20 protein-coding genes and 1 tRNA gene are annotated in these 21,930 nt (G+C 64.4%); 10 read left to right on the forward strand and 11 right to left on the reverse strand.

Annotated elements, in window-relative coordinates; all coding sequences use genetic code 11:
• The first annotated feature begins 138 nt into the window (after window positions 1–138).
• Window positions 139–3,177 carry an alpha-mannosidase gene (locus M1E07_RS05295; RefSeq protein WP_461189217.1) on the forward strand — a complete coding sequence of 1,013 codons (3,039 nt, stop codon included), beginning with the start codon at window positions 139–141 and terminating at the stop codon, window positions 3,175–3,177.
• A 226-nt stretch (window positions 3,178–3,403) separates the two neighbouring features.
• Here M1E07_RS05295 and M1E07_RS05300 read toward each other — a convergent pair whose 3' ends face one another.
• Both M1E07_RS05300 and M1E07_RS05305 read right to left on the reverse strand, forming a co-directional pair.
• Window positions 3,404–4,141, reverse strand: coding sequence for a hypothetical protein (locus tag M1E07_RS05300; protein WP_461189218.1), 738 nt, complete (start codon window positions 4,139–4,141; stop codon window positions 3,404–3,406).
• Window positions 4,138–4,875 carry a hypothetical protein gene (locus M1E07_RS05305; protein WP_461189219.1) on the reverse strand — a complete coding sequence of 246 codons (738 nt, stop codon included), beginning with the start codon at window positions 4,873–4,875 and terminating at the stop codon, window positions 4,138–4,140. Before M1E07_RS05305 ends, M1E07_RS05300 begins: the two co-directional genes overlap by 4 nt.
• Window positions 4,876–5,118: 243 nt before the next feature.
• On the opposite strand from M1E07_RS05305, the gene M1E07_RS05310 reads away from it, so the two are divergent.
• Both M1E07_RS05310 and M1E07_RS05315 read left to right on the forward strand, forming a co-directional pair.
• The gene (locus tag M1E07_RS05310; protein WP_461189220.1) at window positions 5,119–6,762 is read left to right on the forward strand and encodes an ABC-F family ATP-binding cassette domain-containing protein; all 1,644 of its coding nucleotides are present in this window, start codon (window positions 5,119–5,121) and stop codon (window positions 6,760–6,762) included.
• Window positions 6,759–8,672: an ABC transporter ATP-binding protein gene (locus M1E07_RS05315; RefSeq protein WP_461189221.1), complete on the forward strand. Its 1,914-nt coding sequence runs from the start codon at window positions 6,759–6,761 to the stop codon at window positions 8,670–8,672. Before M1E07_RS05310 ends, M1E07_RS05315 begins: the two co-directional genes overlap by 4 nt.
• Here M1E07_RS05315 and M1E07_RS05320 read toward each other — a convergent pair.
• The 3 genes from M1E07_RS05320 to M1E07_RS05330 all read right to left on the reverse strand — a co-directional run bounded on the left by M1E07_RS05320 (window position 8,669) and on the right by M1E07_RS05330 (window position 9,629).
• Window positions 8,669–9,091, reverse strand: coding sequence for an NUDIX hydrolase (locus tag M1E07_RS05320; RefSeq protein ID WP_461189222.1), 423 nt, complete (start codon window positions 9,089–9,091; stop codon window positions 8,669–8,671). The genes M1E07_RS05315 and M1E07_RS05320 overlap by 4 nt on opposite strands.
• On the reverse strand, window positions 9,088–9,555 hold the full coding sequence (locus tag M1E07_RS05325; protein ID WP_461189223.1) for a DUF6314 family protein: 468 nt from the start codon (window positions 9,553–9,555) through the stop codon (window positions 9,088–9,090). Before M1E07_RS05325 ends, M1E07_RS05320 begins: the two co-directional genes overlap by 4 nt.
• Window position 9,556: 1 nt before the next feature.
• A tRNA-Arg gene (locus M1E07_RS05330) sits at window positions 9,557–9,629 on the reverse strand.
• A gap of 83 nt (window positions 9,630–9,712) precedes the next feature.
• Between M1E07_RS05330 and M1E07_RS05335 the strand changes: the two genes are divergently transcribed.
• Window positions 9,713–10,507: a DUF998 domain-containing protein gene (locus M1E07_RS05335; RefSeq protein WP_461189224.1), complete on the forward strand. Its 795-nt coding sequence runs from the start codon at window positions 9,713–9,715 to the stop codon at window positions 10,505–10,507.
• Here the strand turns inward: M1E07_RS05335 and M1E07_RS05340 are convergent.
• From M1E07_RS05340 to M1E07_RS05355, 4 genes are all read right to left on the reverse strand, one after another.
• Window positions 10,469–10,759 (reverse strand): hypothetical protein, encoded by a 291-nt coding sequence (locus M1E07_RS05340; protein ID WP_461189225.1) that lies wholly within the window; start codon window positions 10,757–10,759, stop codon window positions 10,469–10,471. The two genes, M1E07_RS05335 and M1E07_RS05340, sit on opposite strands and share 39 nt — an antisense overlap.
• 128 nt (window positions 10,760–10,887) lie before the next feature.
• The gene (locus tag M1E07_RS05345; protein ID WP_461189226.1) at window positions 10,888–12,354 is read right to left on the reverse strand and encodes a PGAP1-like alpha/beta domain-containing protein; all 1,467 of its coding nucleotides are present in this window, start codon (window positions 12,352–12,354) and stop codon (window positions 10,888–10,890) included.
• A gap of 2 nt (window positions 12,355–12,356) precedes the next feature.
• Window positions 12,357–13,130, reverse strand: a complete 774-nt coding sequence (locus M1E07_RS05350; protein ID WP_461189227.1) for a hypothetical protein — start codon at window positions 13,128–13,130, stop codon at window positions 12,357–12,359.
• Between the two features lie 140 nt (window positions 13,131–13,270).
• On the reverse strand, window positions 13,271–13,906 hold the full coding sequence (locus M1E07_RS05355; RefSeq protein WP_461189228.1) for a hypothetical protein: 636 nt from the start codon (window positions 13,904–13,906) through the stop codon (window positions 13,271–13,273).
• Window positions 13,907–13,938: 32 nt separating this feature from the next.
• Here M1E07_RS05355 and M1E07_RS05360 point away from each other — a divergent pair, with 32 nt between their 5' ends.
• From M1E07_RS05360 to sucD, 5 genes are all read left to right on the forward strand, one after another.
• Entirely contained in the window at window positions 13,939–14,769 is an 831-nt protein-coding gene (locus M1E07_RS05360) for an inositol monophosphatase family protein (RefSeq protein WP_461189229.1), read from the forward strand.
• Between the two features lie 77 nt (window positions 14,770–14,846).
• Window positions 14,847–17,354 carry a DNA helicase PcrA gene (pcrA, locus tag M1E07_RS05365; protein ID WP_461189230.1) on the forward strand — a complete coding sequence of 836 codons (2,508 nt, stop codon included), beginning with the start codon at window positions 14,847–14,849 and terminating at the stop codon, window positions 17,352–17,354.
• 6 nt (window positions 17,355–17,360) lie between these two features.
• Window positions 17,361–18,056, forward strand: a complete 696-nt coding sequence (locus tag M1E07_RS05370) for a hypothetical protein (protein ID WP_461189231.1) — start codon at window positions 17,361–17,363, stop codon at window positions 18,054–18,056.
• Window positions 18,057–18,278: 222 nt separating this feature from the next.
• A complete protein-coding gene (sucC, locus tag M1E07_RS05375; RefSeq protein WP_104044673.1) occupies window positions 18,279–19,448 on the forward strand; it encodes an ADP-forming succinate--CoA ligase subunit beta in 1,170 nt (389 codons plus the stop codon).
• Between the two features lie 11 nt (window positions 19,449–19,459).
• Window positions 19,460–20,362: a succinate--CoA ligase subunit alpha gene (gene sucD, locus M1E07_RS05380; RefSeq protein WP_461189232.1), complete on the forward strand. Its 903-nt coding sequence runs from the start codon at window positions 19,460–19,462 to the stop codon at window positions 20,360–20,362.
• A 144-nt stretch (window positions 20,363–20,506) separates the two neighbouring features.
• Here sucD and M1E07_RS05385 read toward each other — a convergent pair whose 3' ends face one another.
• Window positions 20,507–20,989 (reverse strand): SRPBCC family protein, encoded by a 483-nt coding sequence (locus M1E07_RS05385; protein ID WP_461189233.1) that lies wholly within the window; start codon window positions 20,987–20,989, stop codon window positions 20,507–20,509.
• 15 nt (window positions 20,990–21,004) lie between these two features.
• The gene (locus tag M1E07_RS05390; protein WP_461189234.1) at window positions 21,005–21,346 is read right to left on the reverse strand and encodes an ArsR/SmtB family transcription factor; all 342 of its coding nucleotides are present in this window, start codon (window positions 21,344–21,346) and stop codon (window positions 21,005–21,007) included.
• A 152-nt stretch (window positions 21,347–21,498) separates the two neighbouring features.
• Here M1E07_RS05390 and M1E07_RS05395 point away from each other — a divergent pair, with 152 nt between their 5' ends.
• Entirely contained in the window at window positions 21,499–21,903 is a 405-nt protein-coding gene (locus tag M1E07_RS05395; RefSeq protein ID WP_461189235.1) for a tautomerase family protein, read from the forward strand.
• Window positions 21,904–21,930 lie beyond the last annotated feature (27 nt).

Consider the following 21,930-nt stretch of genomic DNA (forward strand, 5'->3'; position numbering starts at 1 on the left):
CGCGGCGGGCCCATTGTTCGGGAAAGCGCTTTTTTGGGGATGTTATCCGCAGCCATTGGCGAGTAGGCTACCAGCGGGTAGTTTTATCCACCGGATGGACACAATGGTCCATATTTCCAGCGCTGAAGAGGGCCAACATTGCATGACGACCGCCGGATCACGGAAGTCCGCCTCGAACGATTCGTCCGCGAACGCATCGGTCCCGCCGTGTACAGCCGGAGCCTTCCCCTCACCCTGAGCAGCTGGGATGTGCCGGACGAACCAGTCCCGGCCCTCGAAGCCATGCGGCAAAAGTTTCAGCCGCAGGAACACTGCGCTCCCTGGGGAAAGCCGTGGGGTACCAAGTGGCTCCGCCTTCAGGGTGAAGTGCCCGAGTTCTGGGGCACGGAACCGGACACCACCGTTGAAGTGGTGGTTGACCTGGGCTTCACCGTCGAAGTGCCCGGCTTCCAGTGCGAGGGCATCGCATGGCGCGCCGACGGCACCATCATCAAAGCCGTGTCGCCCCGAAACCAGTACATTCCGCTGAAGCTGCTGGGAGGCGGCATGGCAGTGGACTTCTACGTGGAGGCCGCCGCCAACCCTGATGTTGCCCAGGGCTGGACGTTCGCTGCCACCCCGTACGGCGACAAGTCAACGGCCGGAGCGGCGCCCCAGTACAGGCTGGGAAACATTGCCATCGCCGAGTTGAACCAGACCGTCTGGGAACTCCAGCAGGACATCTGGACCCTGTCCGGGCTGATGGCGGTGCTGCCCCTTGAGCTGCCGCGGCGGCACGAGATCCTCCGGGCGCTTGAGCGCATGATGGACGTGATGGATCCCGACGACGTTGCCGGAACCGCAGCAGCCGGCCGCAATGCCCTCGCCGAAGTGATGGCAAGGCCAGCGTATGCTTCAGCGCACCAGCTCGTCGCCACCGGCCATGCCCATATCGATTCCGCCTGGCTTTGGCCCGTCCGGGAGACCATCCGCAAATGCGCCAGGACGTTCTCCAACGTGGTGGCGCTGATGGATGAATACCCGGGTTTCGTTTTCTCCTGCTCCTCGGCGCAGCAGCTCGCCTGGATCAAGGAGTACTACCCTGAGCTCTTCGGCCGGATTCGGGAAAAGGTGCGTGCAGGGCAGTTCGTACCCGTGGGCGGCATGTGGGTGGAGTCTGACACCAACATGCCCGGCGGCGAGGCGATGGCACGTCAGTTCGTTGAGGGAAAAAGCTTCTTCCTGGCTGAGTTCGGTGTGGACTGCCAGGAAGCGTGGCTGCCGGACTCCTTTGGATACTCTGCCGCCCTGCCCCAGATCGTCAAGTCCGCCGGCAGCCGGTGGTTCCTCACGCAGAAAATCTCCTGGAACCAGACCAACAAAATGCCGCACCACACCTTCAACTGGGAAGGAATCGACGGCACCAGGCTCTTCACCCACTTCCCGCCGGTAGACACCTACAATTCCCAGCTCAGCGGCCGCGAACTCGCCCACGCCGAGCGGAACTACCGCGACCACGGCCGGGGCACGGTGTCGCTGGTGCCCTTCGGCTATGGCGACGGCGGCGGCGGCCCCACCAGGGAAATGCTTGCGGCGGCCGTGCGGACAGCGGACCTGGAAGGCTCACCGAAGGTACGGATTGGATCCGCGGAGAGTTTCTTCAAGCAGGCCGAGGACGAGTATCCGTCACTGCCGGTGTGGGTGGGCGAGATGTACCTCGAACTGCACCGCGGCACCTACACCAGCCAGGCCCGGACCAAGAAGGGCAACCGGCGCAGCGAACACCAGCTGCGCGAAGCGGAACTGTGGTGCGCAACGGCCGCAGTCCGCACAGGGGGCTCGTTTGCCTACCCCGCAGATGAGCTCAAGAGGCTGTGGCGGCTGGTACTGCTGCAGCAGTTCCACGACATCCTTCCGGGCAGCTCCATCGCCTGGGTGCACCAGGACGCGGAACGCAATTACCAGGCCATCGAAGTTGCCCTCGAAGCACTCATCGCCCGGGCGGCCAAGGCAGTGCTCGGCAGCGGGGACCGGCAGTTCTTGTTGAACGCAGCCCCGCATGCCCGGGAGGGCGTGCCGGCGCTGGCTGCCGGCGAACCGGTGGCGTCGCCGGTACCAGCCCGTGCTGCAGCCCGGGACACCGGCTTCGTACTGGACAACGGCATCATCCGGGCAGTCCTGGATGCGGACGGTTTGCTCACCTCACTTCGGGACTACGCCAGCGGCCGCGAGGCGATCGCCCCGGGGGAGCGCGGCAACCTGCTGGAACTCCACCGCGACACCCCCAACGAGTGGGACGCCTGGGACATCGACGAGTTTTACCGCCGCAACGTCACACCGTTGACGTCCGCGGAGTCTGTGCGGCTCGCGGACGATGACGGCGAGGCTGCTGTGGTGGTTGAGCGGATGGCCGGGTCCTCTGCCATTACCCAGCGCATCAGCCTTACCGCAGGGAGCCCTTCCCTTTCCATCACCACGTCCGTGGACTGGCAGGAGCGGGAAAAGCTGTTGAAGCTTGGCTTCGCACTGGATGTTCGTGCGGACCGGTCTGCAGCGGAGACACAATTCGGGCACGTCTTCCGCGCCACGCACACCAACACGTCCTGGGAAGCGGCCAAGTTCGAAATCTGTGCGCACCGCTGGATCCACGTTGCGGAGCCAGGCTACGGCGTTGCCATTGCCAACTCGTCCACCTACGGCCACGACGTCACCAGGAGCATCAGGGAGTCCGACGGCGGCACCACCACCACGGTCCGTCTGTCACTGTTGCGTGCCCCTAAGTTTCCTGATCCGGATGCAGACCGTGGGCGTCACGTGCTGACGGTCACTGTTCGGCCCGGCGCTGACATCGCCGATGCCGTCCAGGAGGGTTACCGGACAAACCTTGCTCCGCGCCTGGTTGCCGGCGCCTCGCCGGTGGAGCCGCTGGTTTCCCTGTCCAATGCGGCTTTGGTTATTGAGGCAGTCAAACTGGCTGAGGACGGTTCCGGAGATGTGATCGTCCGGTTGTACGAGTCGCTGGGGCAGCGTTCGGGCGGAAGGCTCACGGCGAATTTCCCGGTACAGCGCGTCAGCGCCGTCGATTTGCTGGAACGCGCGGTCGAGCCTGCCGGCGTGGAGGCCGGTCCTGACGGGGTGGAGCTGCTCCTGCGGCCATTCCAGTTGGTGACACTGCGGTTTGTCCGCGGGCAGGAGTAGGCGCCAAACAAGCATGTGGAGCCGCGAAGGAATGCTTGGGGCCTTAAATGGCTGAGTGGGGGCGGTCCCCAACGGCCGCCACCACTCATCCCCCCAAAGCGTGCAAAGGCCCCCGGGAGCCGCATTCGTTCAAGAAAGTATCCCCGTTCGTAAACGTCCCGCAACCCCCACCTTCACACATTCATGATTGTTTCACATTCTAATGATTTTGTGAAAGCCGAAAAGGTTACGTTTCAGTAGATGTCCTTTTCAGCTTGAAGCTCCTGCTGTTCCTGACTTTGGCTGCCCAGATCAGCGCGAGGCCGAGGACGAAGCAGAGCACTGCGGTGTAGTTAACGATAAATTCCAGCGCGCCCCACTCCGGCGGCACTACAGGGAACAGCAGGGTGAGGGCACTGGCACCTCCGCCCAGTGCGAGAAGCCCGGCCGCAAGCCGTACCAGTACGGGCAGCCTGCTGCCCACTGCGCGGACCATGGCCGGAATGAGGACCAGGGAGATGTAGGAGGGATATGCGCGGCCCGCTGCAGCGTAGTACTCCACCAGGACGAAGTTCCGCCCACTCTTGCCTGAGGTCGCCGCCATCCCTGCAGAGGAACCGGCCGTGTCCGCAAGGAAGAACAGAATGGTCATCACCAGGGAAATGACCAGGAGCACCGCCATGCCAAGCCTGCCCGTAATGAGCCGGTAGGCATGGTCGGCACCGAATCCGCGGGTTACCCGTATCCCGATGAAGTAGATCGCAGCGAAGATGATGAAGCGCAGCAGCAGGTTTGCGAGATTGATGCCCCCCAGCGCTGTGTCCACCGCTATGTAAGGCGCCTCGATGCTCAAAAAAATGGCCGCGGTCATCAGGGCGAAGATATAGAAGAGGGACCTGTTCTCTCCCCTAAGCGCACTGGGTACCCGGGCAGCCGCGATGAGGCCGCAGGTGGCCAGCGTTGACCACTGAAGGATTTCGATCATCCCAGGTTCTCCCAAATCTTCTCTGTCTGCGCCTGGTCGTGTTCCTGGCGCCGTAGAACTTTGCCCAACGCCTGCAGCCGGTCGCCGGCCAGGACGGCGAGGTCGCCGTCGGACAGGCTGTCCAATGCTGCCTGGCGGGCGTCGGTAGGCCAGCCGGCCTCTTCCTCGGTGATCAGGCCGGTGGCCACGAGGCCGTTGGCGGCTCCAACGCCCGCCGCCCGCGCCGTGGCCACAACCAGCTCCGCCGAAAGCCGGTTGGCGGTCAGCTGCGCGGAATAGTTTTGCGGGGCAATGCCGGTGGCGGCGGAAACGCGGTGCCGCACTTCGCCGTCGTCAATGGCGTCAACCCAGTTCTTGACTGACGTTGCGTGCGGCGCCGGCGACAGTGCGGGCGGCTTGCCGCCTGTTTCCCCCGCCGGGTCCAGCCCCGGACGGGCCAGCATGGCACGCAGGAGGTCGGCGGTGGAAATCTGGCTTACCAGCTCGCACGGGGCGGGCGGCTGCTGGGCACGCGCCAGTTCCCGGTACGGTTCGAAGTCGGCCAGGGCCGCCACCGGATTGATGTTGTAGGCGCGGCTGATGCTGACCACCGTGCTTACTGAGACTTTCCCGCGCACCAGCTGCTGGGCCAGGGTGGTCCGCTTGATCCCGGAGATCCTGCAGACGTCTGCCGTACTGGCGTCCGGCGCGATGCCTTGCAGCCAGCGCTGGAACGCCTTGGCGGGGAGGGTCATGGATTGCTCTCTGCAGAACGGATGGTGTGTTGATATTAGCCTGCCGTTGCCCTGCCGATTTTGCCAGCACCTCCGTTTCGACTATGCTTGATGGTCGAGCCCGTTGGTCCGTACACCCCCCAAGTCCGGACCAGCGGGTTCTTTCATGTCCGCGCTCCGGGCGCCGTCCTCCTGCCGGTATGCAGAGGCTTTGCGGGCCGAAAGACGCCAGACCTGCTGCGCGCTTCGGTGAAAGGATGAACCATGACTGCGACCCTTGTTGCGAAGGATGTTTCCGGCGGTCATGACCACCGGCTGCTCTTCTCCGAACTTTCCCTCACGGTGGCCCCCGGTGATGTTGTGGGTGTGGTGGGAGCCAACGGCGCCGGGAAGTCCACCCTGCTCCGCCTGCTTGCCGGGGTCGACCAGCCGCAGGACGGCACTGTCAGTCTTGCTCCCGCTGACGCCTTCGTGGGCTGGCTTCCCCAGGAGCATGAGCGGGTTCCCGGCGAATCGGTTGCCGCCTACATTGCCCGGCGGACCGGCTGTGCCGAGGCCACCGCAGAGATGGAATCCACAGCGGAGGCGCTCGGTTCCGGCGCCCCTGGTGCCGATGACGCCTACGCGCGGGCTTTCGACCGCTGGATGGCTTCCGGTGCCGCGGACCTGGACGACCGCATCCCCGCCGTCCTTGCCGATCTGGGGCTGGAAACAGGCGCGGACGCCGAGATGACGGGTTTGTCCGGCGGGCAGGCAGCACGGGTGGCCCTCGCAGCCCTGCTGCTCAGCCGGTTCGACGTCGTCCTCCTGGACGAACCCACCAACGATCTCGACCTGGCCGGACTCGCGAAACTCGAGGACTTTGTCCGCGGACTGCGCGGCGGTGTTGTCCTGGTGAGCCACGACCGGGAATTCCTGGCCCGCTGCGTCACCACCGTGGTGGAACTGGACCTGGCCCAGAACTCCGTCGCTGTTTACGACGGCGGCTATGACGCCTTCCTTGAAGAACGCGCCGTGGCGCGACGGCACGCGCGCGAGAAGTACGAGGAGTTCGCCGCCACCAAGGCGGATCTGGTGTCCAGGGCGCGGACGCAGCGCGAATGGAGCTCCCAGGGAGTTCGGAACGCGATGAAGAAGAGCCCGGACAACGACAAGATCCGCCGCGCCGCCAGCACAGAGTCCTCGGAGAAGCAGGCACAGAAAGTGCGGCAGATGGAATCGCGGATCGCGCGGCTGGACGTCGTGGAAGAGCCTCGGAAGGAATGGCAGCTGCAGTTCTCCATCGGCAAGGCGCCCCGCTCAAGCGCCGTGGTGGCAACCCTCCGCGATGCTGTGGTGCGGCAGGGCGGTTTCACCCTCGGACCGGTCAACCTCCAGCTCAATGCGGGGGAGCGGATCGGCATCACAGGCCCCAACGGCGCCGGCAAGTCCACCCTGTTGCGCCTGCTGTTGGGTGACCTGGCACCGGAGTCCGGCAACGCCGCCATGGGCGCGTCGGTGGCCATCGGGGAGATCGACCAGGCCCGCGGGCTGCTGGCAGGCCATCTTGCCCTGGCTGACGCCGTCGAGGCCGTCCTCGTGGAGCTGAACCCGGCAGAGGTCCGTACGTTGCTTGCCAAGTTCGGACTCAAAGCGGACCACACGGCGCGGACCGTTGAATCGCTGTCGCCCGGTGAGCGGACCAGGGCTGCATTGGCGCTGCTGCAGGCGCGCGGGGTGAACCTCCTGGTGCTGGATGAGCCAACCAACCATCTTGACCTTCCGGCCATCGAACAGCTGGAGGAGGCGCTGGAAAGCTACGACGGCGCCCTGCTGTTGGTGACGCACGACCGGAGGCTGCTGGAAAACGTGCGGCTGGATGTACGTTGGAATGTGGAGAACGGGACAGTAGTGGAGCAGCAGCAATGAGTATGGAACGGGTGGCCTGGGGCTCCCTTTACAACATCACCCGGGCCAAGAGCGGTTCCAAACCGTTCTCAAAGGCCACCCTGAAGCGTGTTTTGGGGTTTGCCCGGCCGCACCGCGGCAAGCTGTTGGCCTTTGTGGCGTTGTCTATTGTGATGGCATTCCTCGCCGTGGCCACGCCCGTCCTGGCTGGGCAGGTGGTGGACGCGATCGTGGCTAAGGCCGCCGCCGGGGAAGTGGTCCGCCTGGCCGTGCTCATCGCCGTCGTGGCCGTGGCAGAAGCAGGCCTTGGCCTGGTGAGCCGTTGGCTCTCCTCCACCATCGGGGAGGGTGTGATTGTGGACCTGCGCACCCGGGTCTTCGACCACGTGCAGAAGATGCCCATCGCGTTCTTCACCCGCACCCGCACCGGAGCCCTGGTCAGCAGGCTGAACAACGATGTCATCGGTGCCCAATCGGCGTTCGCCGGCACCCTGTCGGGGGTTGTCAGCAACGTGGTGGCACTGATCCTCACGCTCATCGTGATGCTGGGCACGTCCTGGCAGGTGACGGTCCTGGCCATGATCCTGTTGCCGATCTTCCTTATCCCGGCGCGGCGGATGGGTTCCAAACTCGCGGACCTGCGCCGCGAGGCTGCGGAGCACAACGCCGCCATGGGCACCCAAATGACCGAGCGCTTCTCGGCCCCCGGCGCCACCCTGGTCAAGCTCTTCGGCCGCCCGGATGAGGAATCCCGGGAATTTGCCCTCCGCGCCGGCCGCGTCCGCGATATCGGCGTCCGGACCGCCATGCTGCAGTTCACATTTGTGACGGCCCTGACCCTGGTCTCCGCGCTCGCGCTCGCCCTGGTGTACGGGCTGGGTGGCTGGATGGCCATCACCGGACAACTGGCGGCAGGTGACGTTGTGGTGCTGGCCCTGTTGCTCACCCGGCTCTACGCTCCACTGACGGCACTTTCCAATGCCCGCGTGGAAATCATGAGCGCCCTGGTCAGCTTCGAGCGTGTTTTCGAAATCCTGGACCTCAAACCCCTGATCCGGCAGAAGCCGGACGCCGTGGCTGTTCCCCCAGGACCGGTCGCCGTGGAGTTCGACGACGTCCGCTTCGCCTACCCCTCCGCAGACAAGGTTTCACTGGCCTCCCTCGAGGATGTGTCCACACTGGACACCCGCGGCGGGGAAGAGGTGCTGCACGGCATCAGCTTCCGGGTGGAACCGGGACAGACAGTGGCGCTGGTCGGATCCTCCGGCGCCGGCAAATCCACCGTCGCCCAGCTGCTGGCCCGGCTCTATGACGTGGACTCCGGCGCGGTGCGCCTCGGCGGAACCAGGCCCGGGACCGGGCTTGACCTGCGCGATGCCACGTTCGATTCGCTGCGGGATACCCTGGGCATGGTGACGCAGGACGGCCACCTGTTCCACGAAACCATCGCCTCCAACCTCCGGCTGGCCAAGCCGGACGCCACCGAGCAGGACATGTGGGATGTCATCCGTCAGGCCCGGCTCGAAGCCATGATCCGCTCCCTGCCCGACGGGCTGGACACGGTGGTGGGAGAACGCGGCTACCGGCTTTCCGGCGGTGAACGCCAGCGGCTTACCATCGCCCGGCTGCTCATCGCCCAGCCCCGCGTGGTCATCCTGGACGAGGCGACCGCCGCACTCGACTCCACCAACGAAGCTGCAGTACAGGCTGCACTGGGCGCCGCTCTCGAGGGGCGCACCGCCGTCGTGATTGCCCACCGCTTGTCCACGGTCCGTGCCGCTGATGCAATCCTGGTGGTGGAGGACGGCCGGATTGTGGAACGCGGGACGCACACCGAACTGCTGGCCGCCGAAGGCCGCTACGCGGAGCTCTACCGGACGCAGTTTGCTGAAGCCACGGCAGTGGCCCAGGAAGCAGTTCCTGAGTTCTAGGCTTCCGGCCGGGCGCCGGCAGGCCTTGCAGCCAGCTCTGGAAGGATATGGTCCGTCAGTAGCGGGGCGAGGTCCGCGGGCAGTTCGCCGGTGAGTTCGAGCCAGCGGATTTCCGCTATTTCGGCGGACGGATGGGCCGCCCAAGTGCCCGGCGCCAAGAACACGGTAGCCTCGATGTCGGTGGCGGCCTCATTCGCGGCATCGGCGATCCAAACGCCCATCAGCTGCAGTTCCCGGGGATCGACGACGATACCCACCTCCTCCGCCAGCTCCCGAGCCGCCGTCTGTACCGCTGTTTCCCCTGCTTCCGGCTTGCCGCCCGGATGCATGAACATGGATGTGCCGCGCTTCCTTACCGTCAAAAGGCGGCCGGCGTCATCAAAAACGCAGACGGCGGAGACCACGATGCGGTTTTTCATGCTTCCCGCACCAGCGTTGATGTCAGCAGCAGATCCTTGCGTGGGCCCTTGACGTCCCAGCTGTAACTGAACCGGTCCGTATCCCCATAGTTGTACGCCACGCGGTAGGTATCAGGATCGCACCAGTGCTGGTCCAGGTTGGCCTCCGGCGTGAAGCTCATGGTGTGGAAGGGACGCCCGTCCGGGAAAAATACGTCCATGGCATCGGGCCTGTCGGTGGTCTTCAAGAGGTATTCACGCGAGGCGGGGCCGGTAAAGGTAGGCCAGCGCATGGTGCCTTCCTCCCGGAGGGCAAGGCCGCCGTCGTCCGTGGGAACAAAGTGGACGACGCCGGAAAAGGTTCCGCGGGTGCCATTCGTCCGGTCCAGCAGGTCCCGCTGGACGGTCCACTGCCCGGCGGGCCCATTGGCCGTTCTGCCGAGCAGGTAGGAGCGGAGGGCGAACTCCGGGGGAGGAAAGTTCAAGTGCCCTCGATTGGAATCGAACCAACGACACCGGCTTTAGGAGAGCCGTGCTCTATCCACTGAGCTACGAGGGCGGGCATCCGATGGATCGGCAAGGCCGGTCCGGCCGGACACGGATATAAGCATACAAGGTGCGGAGCCGTACTACGCTCAAAGCATGAGTTCAGCGCCGTCCACCGCCCAATCCGTGGCGTTCATCCCGGACACCACCTCCACCCGGCAGTACATCGGAGCCTGGTCCGTGCTTAGCGTGCTGCAGTATTTCGCGGCGGAGGCGGCGGTGATTGGCGCCTGGGCCGGTCCCCGGCCCTATGACCTGCGCACCGGCTACATCAGCGACCTCGGGGCCATCAACTGCGGCGTCTTTGATGGCCGGGAGGTGTGTTCCCCGCTGAACTGGCTGATGAACGCATCGTTCGTGGTCCAGGGGCTGGGGATGCTGCTGGGGGCGCTGCTCCTGAGCTCGGGGCTGCTGCGGGTGGCTGCCCTGGCCGGCGCGCGGGTCCGGCCGGGCCGGCGGACACCGTGGCTGGCCGCCCTGGCCGTGCGGGTGCTGACAGGAACGGCGGGAGCCGGAACGGTGATTGTGGGGCTGGTTCCGGAGGATGTTGGCTCCGGCTGGCACTTTTCCGGCGCAGTCATGTACTTCATTGCCGGGGCGGTCGCCCTGTTGGTCCTGGGGTTCCTCTGGCTGCGGAAGACAGCGATGGCCTGGTTCATCCTGGCCTGCGGCACCGTGTCCGCTGCCGCCCTGGTAACGGGCGGGCTGACCGGCATGCAGGTGCCGGAACCGGGCACCCTGGAACGGCTTATGGGCTACCCGGTCACCGTGGGGATGGCCACCGCCGGTTTGGTTATAGCGCAGCGGGTGCATCGGCACCGGAAACAGGTCCGGGCAGCGGCCGCGCTGGGGTCAGGGCCGGTTGAGGAAGAATTCCCTGAAGTCCGTTAGGGCGGTGCCGCCCGGGTAGCCGAGGGCATCCACCCCCACGGAGACGGCATCATCGGATGAAAAGATGGTGGTCGAGAAGGTCCCGGACTGGAGATTTTCGGTTTTCTCGAGCATTGCTGGAAGGGCTCCTTCTAGAGCCTTGGCGAGCGTTGCCTCGTCGCTGCCGGTTCCCACGAGCTTCGCGGTGATGAAGTTTCCGGACGTATTCATGTTCACGTGGACCTGGGCCGATGCAATCCCAGGAACTGACATGGCGGCGTCCTCCATGGAGGCTTTCAGGCTTTCAGCCCCTGTCGGGGCACCGGGGCCACACGATGCGAGAGCAAGGACTGCCAGCCCTAGCGCGAGCATTCCGGCAACGGTTTTAAGTCGGCGCATCATCACTGCTTTCGGGAAATGTTGGACACCGTCGAGGTTACTTGGCTGGCATCCGAGGTCAGGAATCTCTGGGTCGATTGCTGCTGGCTGTACTGGGCGAGCGGTCCGCCGGCCTCGTGGTTCCGGGCTGACTCTACGTAAGCGGAGCCGTCGTGGTAGTTGATGCCCGCAATCCCGGGGTCGCCGCCGGGGTTTGGCAGTTCCACTATGGTGGCCCCGTTGTCCCGGCTAGCGGAAACCATCCCGCCCGACCACGCGGTGGCGTCGGCCAGGTCCACCTTCGGTACCGGATCTCCGGCGTGCTGCAATGCCAAAACATCGATGGACGACGGGATGTGCGCGGAATCCACGGGTGAACCGAACGTGACCACGTTGGTGACGTTGAAGCGGTCAGTAAACCCGGCATCGGATGCAAGCGCCGTAGCAATCATTCCACCTTGGGAGTGCCCGGACAGCATCACCGGTGCTCCTTCCGGGATGCCGACTTGCTCCATGGCCAGCCGGACAGCCTCCGCCGCGGTGGACAGGTTACCGCCTGCCAGTTGGAGGTTCCCGGTTAGGTCCGTGGGATTTGCCGCGCCGTCAGGCATCCACCGCGTGGTGCCGGGAATGTTGATGATGTAGGCCGGCGCCTCACCCGGCTTGTCGATCCTGTTGATGCGAACGCCCGTGTCCTCTGTGCCGGGCTTTCCCTGGTCCCCGTACGCCATGTTGGTCGTGGCCAGTACCGCACTGATGGTGGACGGGACAGGCGTATTGCCCCTGCCGTTGGTGTCCACCATCCTGGGATCTCCAACCCCAACAGGGATAGGCTCCCCGGCGACCGGCCGACCGTCATCAAGCAAGTGGGGGTTGGACAAGCCCAAATTGAAGGTGGTTGCCCGCAGATTGTCCACGGCGACCGCCAGCAACACGCCGTTGGAGAAAAGCTCTGTTACCGATGGCGGCTCGCCGGATGTCAGCCATCGCCAGCCCATGTCTGTCACATTGCCGGTTTGGCTGAAGACATTTCCTTGGGCGTCCATGAGGTTGCGGATGGGAAGCGGAGCCGAGTCCTGGACAGAGTTCCATACGTTACCCACTGCGTCCTGGACAGTAGTCGTGAGTTGTCCGGCCGTGTTCCACAAGTCGCCTGCGGTGCCGGCAATGGAGTCAAGCAGCGGGTCGGGAAACGACGGGGCCTGCGGAGCATACGTTCCGCCCGTCACCCTGGTGCTGGCCGCAATCTGCTCCTCGACATTGCGCCCGACATCTTTGGCCGCCGCAGCGAGCGCATGGGCTGTGCTGATCAGCTTGGTCCTGTGGCCGGTCCATTCGTCAGTAAACTTCTGCGCGTCTGCACCCTTCCAGGGGGAGCCGTGGATCAGGGGTGTGAGGCTGCGGCTCAGGGCAGCGAGCCGGTCACTGGCGCGGGCCAACTCTTCGCTGAGGCGCCGCCCGCTTTCTACGTCCATTCCGTAGAGGGTCATCTTCAGGCCGCCTGTTCCGCAGCGCTGGCCAGGTATTTTCTGGCGCCCAACAGCCGCCACGCGAACCCGAGGCGAATGGCATCCGAGGGAACAGGAGTCAGGGCGGAACCCTCGCCGGATGGACCGGTACTGACTGAATACAGACGCTCCCCGAGCGCCCAGACGTCCCAGCTGACGTGGTCCGGGGCGGGGGCCGGGGCAGACGGCCGCACTGGGCATGATCCCGCGGGATGAGCCGACACGTGGAGATGGATGGTGTACCTGGCCTTGGCGACGATTTTGCTGAGCGCGGCGCCCGGGGCCTTCGGGAGTTCGGTGGCCTCGGGGACTTCCGTAATGTCCGGGAGGTGGCGCTTGAGGGCGGCCCAGGCATTTTCCTCAGCGAAGAAGGATATTTCGACGGCGTTGCGGACCTCCGTCACGTCGACTCCCCCGTCACCGTGCCTGATGCGCCGGGCATAAGTGACTCCGATACCCCGGCCGCCTGCGAGGGCGAGGTCGGTGTGGACGGATGATTCGCCGGACTGGACCACTCCAGTGGCCTTGAGCGGGCCGAGTGCTGCAATCGAGACTGCCAGCGCCCACTGCCGGGTAATGGCACCGTTCGCGTCAACTATTCCCGCCTGGCGCAGTTCGGCCCCGGCCGCCTCTACTTCCTGGGAATCCAGCGCCTCCAACGCCTCGGCATGGATTGACTCCCGGTATGCGGACAGGTCCGCATCCGGCTCATGCGCAAGAACCTCAGCCGCCTTGTGGACCGTCAAAGTCCAGGCCACTCCGCTGATCGCAAAGACGTTGAGAGCAACGTCTGTCCGTGATTCCCCCAAGGATTCCCCCGTATTAAGTCCGCAACAGGCATCCAGCGCCTGTATTCAACACCCTATCCGGCCCCTCTCAGGAGCGGGAATGGGGAGTTCTACCGGGCCTCCTGCCGTTCCTGCGGCTTTTTCCGCAGGAACACTGCGGCCGCGCCGGCGACCAGGCTGAGAACCAGCAGTACCCAGCCGGCAACGGTGAGGACGGACGCAAGGGCGACCTGCCCGGCGTCGGGCGTTCCCGACGCCAGCATGCTGTCGATGGCTGCGTTGCCCCAGAGCCGGACCACCACAAACAGCAGGGGGAGCGCCCACAGCGTCCAGCGCAGTGCCTTCCTGGCAACGTTCGTTCCGATCAGCAGCAGCCAGGTGAAACCGAAGATCAGCGGGAACAGGGTGCCGGCCGTTTTGTGGATGTAGTTGAGCTGGCCGCGGGCGTCATCGTCCATGGCCGAGTTCAACTGGCTGACGTAGGAAGGATCGAAGCCGCCGAGCAGTGAATCGGGCATGGCCAGCCCGTCGGCGAGCTGCCGGAGTTGGTCCAGCGTCAGCAGGTGCAGGTACCAGAACAGGAACAGGCTGGCCACCACGCCTGCGATCAGGATGAGGTTGCCGTTGCTTTCGGCTTTCTGCGGGGTGCGCGCGGTGGTGGGATTAACCACCGGGGGTAGGTGGTGCTGCGGTACTACCGCCTTTGAGCCGTGCTTCTTGATCCGCTGGGCAGGGGTTTTGGCCATGGCATTATTATCCCGCCCCATAAACTGAAGCCATGACCATTGGCCGGCACAGCGCTGTTGAACTCGACTCCACCCTGGACGACTACCAGCTGGCGGCAGCCCTGGTCCGCGAAGCCGGGCAGCTGGCGCTGCTCATGCGGATGGCCGGCCTGCAGTCCGAGCAGAAGACCTCGATTTCCGATGTTGTGACCGCAGCGGACCATGCCGCCGAGGCATACGTGCTGGAGCAGCTGCAGCGCTGCCGGCCTGAAGACGGCATCCTGGGGGAGGAGGGCGCCTCGGTGCAGGGGACCAGCGGCCGCACCTGGGTCATCGATCCCGTGGACGGCACCTACAACTTCTTGCACGGTTCCACCTACTGGTGCTCGGCCATCGCCTTGAAGGACTCCTCGGATGTGGTGCTGGGCGCCATCTTCCAGCCGGAGGAGGACAAGCTTTGGCTGGGGGGCAGGGCGCATCCGGCCACCTTGAACGGCGAGCCCCTGACGGTGTTCCACGACGGCAGGGGAGCGCGGAACGGTGCTGCCGTGGCCGAGCTTGGGGCGGCCACGTACATCCACCCCAGCTGGCTGATGGATCCCCTGTGCGCGATGCCCTGGCACGCCGCTGCCACCTCGGCCGCCGCCCTGCGCATGCTCGGATCTGGCTCCTGCGACCTCGGCCGGGTAGCGGACGGGCAGCTCGGATGCTGGTTCCAGCACAGCTGCCCGGAGTGGGACTGGCTGCCGGGCAAAGCAATCGTCCGTGCGGCCGGCGGGGCCGTGGACACCGTCCGCGTCAACGGCCTGGAGTGGTTCATGGCAGGAGGCACGACGGCGGTACGCGAGTTGCGTGCTGCCCTCGAGTCGGGCTCGGTGGCGTGAACGCCAGGGTAATCCCTGCCACGTAATCCACAGGCTGGAAGTGGGTGTCGGCCCCACCGCCTAGACTTGTAGGCATCATGGATATGTTGTTTGACCCGTACTCTGACGGACCTTTTAAAGCCGCTCCCGCCGCCGCTGCCCGCACCAAATCGTCCTCCGAGGGCGTAGCTGCGGCTCCGGGGACGGGCGGCAGCGTCCGCGTGGACCGGGCCCCGGAAGGGCAGGGCCACCGAGGCCACCGCCTGGATGCCGCCCAGCTCCTTGAGGGTCTGAACCCGCAGCAGGAAGAGGCAGTCAAACACTCCGGCCCCGCCCTGCTGATCGTGGCCGGTGCCGGTTCGGGTAAAACCCGTGTGCTCAGCAACAGGATCGCGTACCTCATCGCCACCGGCCGTGCCCACCACGGCGAAATCCTTGCCATCACCTTCACCAACAAGGCCGCCGCGGAAATGCGCGAGCGTATTGAAGTGCTTGTGGGCGGCCGCGCGAAGATCATGTGGATCTCCACTTTCCACTCATCCTGCGTCCGCATCCTCAGGCAGGAAGCCGCCAACGTAGGGCTGAAATCCAACTTCTCCATCTACGACTCCGCGGACTCCCTCCGGCTGGTCACACAGGTGTCCAAGGCCCTGGACCTGGATCCCAAAAAGTTTGCGCCCAAGGCCATCCAGCACAAAATCTCTGCGCTGAAGAATGAACTCATCGATGCTGACGCGTACGCTTCCTCGGCGAACTACAACGATCCTTTCGACCAGGCGGTAGCAGAAGTCTTCAAGGGCTATACGCAGCGGCTGCGCCAGGCCAACGCCATGGACTTTGACGACCTCATCGCGGAGACCGTCTACATGTTCCGTGCCTTTCCGGCCCTCGCCGAGTCCTACCGCCGGCGGTTCCGGCATGTCCTGGTGGACGAATACCAGGACACCAACCACGCGCAGTACGCCCTGGTCCGCGAAATCGTGGGTGAAGGCCCGGGAGCATCCGAACTCACAGTGGTGGGCGATTCTGACCAGTCCATTTACGCTTTCCGCGGCGCAGACATCCGCAACATCGTGGAGTTCGAAAAGGATTACCCCGAGGCGCGAACCATCAAGCTGGAGCAGAACTACCGCTCCACGCAGAACATCCTCAGTGCGGCCAACTCGGTTATTTCGCGCAACCCCAACCGCCCCGAGAAGCGGTTGTGGACAGCGGAAGGCGACGGCCACAAAATCGTGGGCTATGTGGGCGAGAACGAACACGACGAGGCCCAGTTCATAGCCAAGGAGATTGACCGGCTCCAGGATGAGGACAACCTCCGTCCCGGGGACGTCGCCATCTTCTACCGCACCAACGCCCAGTCCCGCTCCATCGAAGACGTACTGGTCCGGGTTGGCCTTCCGTACAAGGTGGTGGGCGGCACCCGCTTCTATGAGCGCAAGGAGATCAAGGACGCCCTGGCCTACCTTCGTGTCCTGGTCAACCCGGACGACGACGTCAACCTCCGCCGGGTGCTCAACGAACCAAAGCGCGGCATCGGTGACCGGGCTGAAGGCGCCGTCGCAGCGCTGGCCCAGCGCGAGCGGATCTCCTTTATGGCCGCCGCACGCCGCGCCGAGCAGGCCCCGGCCATGGCCACCCGCTCCGTCAATGCGGTCCTCGGTTTCGTAAAGCTGCTGGACGACCTCGCCGAAGTGGCGGCGGGTTCAGGTGCTGCGGCAGCCCTGGAAGCCGTGCTCGAACAGACCGGTTACCTGGCCACACTCCGCGCCAGCACCGATCCCCAGGACGAGTCCCGGGTGGAGAACCTGGCGGAACTCGTGGCAGTGGTGCGTGAATACGAACAGGAGAACCCGGAAGGAACCCTTGAGGCCTTCCTGGAACAGGTCTCCTTGGTGGCCGACGCCGACCAGATTCCCGATGCCCCCGGCGGTGACGCCGAAGACACAGCTGCCGCCGTGGCCGAAGCGAAACGGCTGGGCGTTGTCACGCTGATGACCCTGCACACTGCCAAGGGACTCGAATTCCCGGTGGTGTTCCTGACCGGCATGGAGCACGGACTGTTCCCGCACCAGCGCTCAGCCACCGATCCCAAGGAACTGGCTGAAGAACGCCGGCTCGCCTACGTGGGCCTCACCCGCGCCCGCAAGCGGCTCTACGTCACACGTTCCGAGGTCCGCAGCATGTGGGGGCAAAGCCAGTACAACCCTGCGAGCCAGTTCCTGGAGGAGATCCCCGCTGAGCTCCTGGAGTGGAAACGTGAAGGAACCAGCCGTCAGTCCGGTGGCTGGGGCGGCGGATCGATCGGGTCCGGCCGTTACAGCGGGTCCTTCTGGGGCGCGGGAACAGCCCGCGGTGCCGCCGCTGACCCTTCGGCCGGCTTCAACGCGGATGTCCCCGCCATAGTTGCCCGGACCCGGGTGCAGCCGCAGAAGGAGATTGTTGCGGTCAGTGTGGGGGACAAGGTCAACCACACGAGTTTCGGCAATGGAACCGTCCTGGCGCTCGAGGGAGCGGGGGACAAAACCGTGGCCAAGGTGACGTTCGACATCGGCGAGAAGCGGCTGCTGCTGCGGTATGCGCCGCTCACGAAGCTCGACGCCTAAGCCGCCATGCGACGGACTGTTCTGGGGATCTTCGCCGCCCTTATCCTGACGGCGGGCACGGCCTGCACCATCACAACGGAGGATCCAGGGTACGTCCCGCCTGCGCCGCTGCCGCCGTTGGAACAGCTGGAACAAGCCGCGCTGGTGGACTCCGAAGGTTATTCCACCGGCGGGGTCATCTCGTTCATCACCGAAGACCGCGGTATTGCCTGCTCCCTTACGTCTGCCCGCGGCGGGCACGTAAACCTTCCTTACGAGCAGAACAACTTCGGCGACAGCGCCAACAACAAGCTGGCAACAGTGCCAGTGGCCCACTGTGAACTGGCCAGGTATCCCAAACCCCGGACCGAGGACGTCAAGGATGACTGCGCGCGAACAAACCTTGGCTACCTGGGCGGCGTCGCGTTGCTGACTCCGGACAGCGCACGCTATGGAGAGTGCCGGTCCGGCGTCACACAGATGGAAGCAACATACGGCCCCAACGGCAGCAAGGCAGGTCCCGTGGCCCAGCTGCAGGTGCTGGGGGAGGGGCAGAACCTTGAGAACAACGGGCTGCGCTGTACCGCCTACAACGGCGGGGTGGCGTGCGGAAACGTGTCCGCCGGCGTCGGATTCTTCCTTTCGCAGGACCGTTACGAGTTGATTTCCGGTCCTGCTGAAAGCGCCACACCAGCACCGGCAGAAGCGTCAAAAACCGCGTAATTCCGCGGTTTTTCTACGCTTCATAGAATAGTGTGCTTACTCACATAAGCGGTAGTCTTGGACGGGCCGGTCCCTCCAAAGGACTAGAGTTCCCAGTGGAGCATCACGCCGCGTGGCTCGTTTCCAACAGGCCTCCGGTGCGAGCAATTCCGCAGCCCGGTCATCGTCTCCGATGGTGTCCGACTGTACAGAAACTACTTCGACGTAGAAGGACACTAAACCGTGGACCTGTTTGAATACCAGGCGCGCGATATGTTCGAGGCGCACGGTGTACCCGTGCTTGCCGGCATCGTGGCGCACACCCCAGAAGAAGCAAAGGCAGCTGCCGAGAAGATCGGCGGCGTAACTGTTGTTAAAGCACAGGTCAAGGTTGGCGGCCGCGGCAAGGCCGGCGGCGTCAAGGTCGCAAAGTCCGCCGATGAGGCACTTGAGCACTCCACCAACATCCTGGGCATGGACATCAAGGGCCACACCGTCAACAAGGTGATGATCGCCCAGGGTGCGGACATTGCCGAGGAATACTACTTCTCCGTCCTGCTGGACCGGGCCAACCGCAACTACCTGGCCATGTGCTCGGTTGAAGGCGGCATGGAAATCGAACAGCTCGCCGTCGAGCGCCCCGAAGCGCTCGCCAAGATCGCCATTGACCCCGCCGTGGGCATCGATCAGGCCAAGGCCGACGAAATCGTCGCAGCCGCAGGCTTCGCTGAGGAACTCCGCGGCAAGGTGGCCGCAGTGATCCTCAAGCTCTGGGACGTTTTCAAGAAGGAAGACGCCACCCTCGTTGAGGTCAACCCGCTCGTCAAGACCGGTGCGGGCGAAATCGTGGCACTGGACGGCAAGGTAACGCTGGACGAGAACGCCGAGTTCCGCCACGCCAAGCACGCACTCCTCGAAGACAAGGACGCTGCCGATCCGCTCGAGGCCAAGGCCAAGGCGCAGGACCTCAACTACGTCAAGCTGGACGGCGAAGTGGGCATCATCGGCAACGGTGCAGGCCTGGTCATGTCCACCCTGGACGTTGTTGCCTACGCCGGTGAGAACCACGGCAACGTCAAGCCCGCCAACTTCCTGGACATCGGCGGTGGAGCCTCCGCCGAGGTCATGGCTGCCGGCCTGGACGTCATCCTCGGCGATGAGCAGGTCAAGTCCGTATTCGTGAACGTCTTCGGCGGCATCACCGCCTGTGACGCCGTTGCCAAGGGCATCGTTGGTGCACTGGCCGAGCTGGGCCACTCCGCGAACAAGCCGCTGGTAGTCCGCCTCGACGGCAACAACGTTGAGGAAGGCCGCCGCATCCTGGCCGAGGCGAACCACCCGCTGGTTACCCTGGCCGCAACCATGGACGAGGGCGCCGACAAGGCCGCCGAGCTCGCCAACGCAGCTAAGTAAAGGGACGCACCATGTCTATCTATCTGAACAAGGACTCCAAGGTCATCGTCCAGGGCATCACCGGCGGCGAAGGCACCAAGCACACTGCCCTGATGCTGAAGGCGGGCACCAACATTGTCGGCGGCGTCAACGCCCGCAAGGCCGGCACCACGGTCCTGCACGGTGACAACGAGATCACCGTCTTTGGCACCGTCAAGGAAGCGATTGCGGAAACCGGCGCTGACGTCTCCATCGTCTTCGTGCCGCCGGCGTTCACCAAGACCGCCGTCGTCGAAGCCATCGAAGCCGGCATCGGCCTCGTCGTTGTCATCACCGAAGGCGTCCCGGTCCAGGATTCCGCCGAGTTCTGGGCACTTGCCCAGGCCACGGTGGACGCGGACGGCAACCAGGTCACGCGCATCATTGGACCGAACTGCCCCGGCATCATCACCCCCGGCGAGGCATTGGTCGGCATCACGCCGAACAACATCACGGGCAAGGGTCCCATCGGACTGGTTTCCAAGTCCGGAACCCTGACCTACCAGATGATGTACGAGCTGCGCGATCTCGGCTTCTCCACGGCGATCGGCATCGGCGGCGACCCCGTCATCGGCACCACGCACATCGACGCCCTGGCTGCGTTCGAGGCTGACCCCGAAACCAAGGCGATCGTGATGATCGGCGAAATTGGTGGCGACGCCGAAGAGCGCGCTGCGGACTTCATCAAGGCCAACGTCACCAAGCCGGTTGTTGGCTACGTTGCCGGCTTCACTGCTCCCGAGGGCAAGACCATGGGCCACGCCGGCGCCATCGTCTCCGGTTCCGCCGGAACCGCCCAGGCCAAGAAGGAAGCCCTTGAAGCTGCAGGCGTGAAGGTCGGCAAGACGCCATCCGAGACCGCCAAGCTGCTGCGCGAAGTCTACGCAGCCCTCTAGGCACAACCTGCAACGCGGGCTCACTTCCCATCCATTCCACGCTCGTTGGATGGGCGGGAAGTGACCCCGCGTTTGTTGTTTAACTACGACGACGGACGGCACCTTCCCGCCGGAAGATGCCGTCCGTCGTCGTACTTTTGAGGCCTAGACCTTGGCGCCGCTGAGCAGCTCATCCAGACGCTCGTAGCCTTCGGTCATGCCGCCTTCCATTCCGGACTGCGCCATCCCGTCCCGCGCCTCCTGGGAGGGGTAGACGGAGTGGCCCACGAGCCGGCAGCGGCCGCTGCCGAGGTCCTCAAATGTCATGAACTCCAGGCTGACCACGTCCGGGTAGCCGCCGAACTCGAAGGTCTGGATGGCGAACTCGTTCTCGCGGACGGTATGGAAGATGCCCTTGAACTCGTAGGCCACCCCTTCGGGCCCGGTATGCAGGTAGCTGTAGGTGCCGCCGGTTCGGAAATCGTAGTGGTCGATGTCCATCTTGTAGCCCCGCGGACCAAGCCACTGGACGATCAGGTCCGGTTCCTTGTGGGCACGGAAAACGTCCGCAACCGGGAAATCGAACTCGCGCTCGTAGTCGATGAAGGGGACGCCCTCCGGGACGCTGAGTTTCAGGGAATTGCTCATGATGACTCCTATGAATTAGTCGCTGCCGCCTGCAGCGCTTGATCTAAGCACGGCGTCGAGGTTGCGGAACTGCCCTTCGCGAACCAACCTGTACTGGTCGATCCATGCGGTGAGCGACTCAAGCCGCTCGGGGTTCAGGTGCACGGGCCGCCGTTGCGCATCCCTGGTCCGGGTGACCAGTTCCGCCTGCTCGAGTACCTGGATGTGCTTCGAGACCGCCTGCTTTGTGATCTCGAAGGGTTCTGCCAATTCATTTACTGTTGCCGGTCCCCGGCTGAGCCGTGCGATGATGCTCCGCCGTACGGGGTCCGCCAAGGCCATAAAGGCCGCATCCAGTGCCGCGCTTCCGGTGCTCATCCGCGGCCTCCGTTAGTCAACCAAAACCTTTATCAACCTTTTGGTTGTTTAAGCGTATACCCGCCTGGTCCTCGGTTCAATACTTTTCCTCACTTGTGCCGCGAGCGAGGAGCTTGTTAGTATGTCAGGACAAACTTTTGAAGGAGCCGAAGGTGCCACTAGTACGCATTGACGTCAACGAAGGACGCAGCCAAGAGGATCTGCAGCGATTGAGCCAGGGAATCCATGACGCGATCCTTGCTGAATACGGCGTTCCTGAACGGGACTACTTCCACATCCTCACCGAACACCCGCAGGGGCAGATCTTCGCCCAGGATGCCGGCCTCGGGTTCGAGCGGACCGGAGGAGTGGTGATGATCCAGATCTTCACCCAGGAAGGCCGTTCCCAGGAGGCAAAGCAGGGCCTCTTCGCCGCGGTGGCTGGAAAGCTGTCCGAGGTGGGCATTTCGGGCGAGGATGTGTTTATTGGCTATGTGGAAAACACGGCAGGCGACTGGTCATTTGGTTTCGGTCGCGCGCAATATGTCACAGGCGAACTCGCGGTCCCAAAGAGGTAGCGTGCCCGCCCGTTATTAGGGGTGGGC

It is taken from the genome of Arthrobacter sp. Z4-13, assembly GCF_054792705.1.